This is a genomic window from Pseudomonas sp. TKO26 (assembly GCF_003225665.1).
Lineage (GTDB): Bacteria > Pseudomonadota > Gammaproteobacteria > Pseudomonadales > Pseudomonadaceae > Aquipseudomonas > Aquipseudomonas saponiphila.
Genome location: NZ_QKLN01000064.1, coordinates 1 through 393, shown reverse-complemented (window position 1 = coordinate 393; position 393 = coordinate 1). Strand labels below are relative to the sequence as shown.

General features: G+C 68.7%; 1 pseudogene. It reads left to right on the top strand.

Annotated elements, in window-relative coordinates:
• Positions 1 to 393, top strand: a pseudogene (locus DNK59_RS31970) (threonine-phosphate decarboxylase); the annotation flags it as partial.

Here is a 393-nt window from a genome sequence, read left to right as displayed (position 1 = left end):
TGGCGGGAAACCGAGTGCGGTCGGGGGACGGCGGCCTGTGCCTATTACGGAGCCGACGGGGGATTGCCGGTGGCCGGTTCCCGGGCCGCGATCCAATTGCTGCCGCGACTGCGGCGCCGGGCTTCGGCGTGCTCGGCATAACAGGGCGACAACACCCCGACCTTGCCCGCCCGCCGCAGTGGCTACCGGGTGCGAGAGGTGCTGGAGCAGGAAGTGGATTTCTTTCTCGACAGCCTCGATGTGCTGTTGGTGGTCAACCCCAACAAACCCACCGGCCTGAGCCTGACTCCGGCGCGCCTGCTGGATTGGCACGCGCGCCTGGCCCAACGCGGCGGCTGGCTGGTGGTGGATGTAGCCTTCATGGACAACACCCCGGACCGGAGCCTGTCGCGC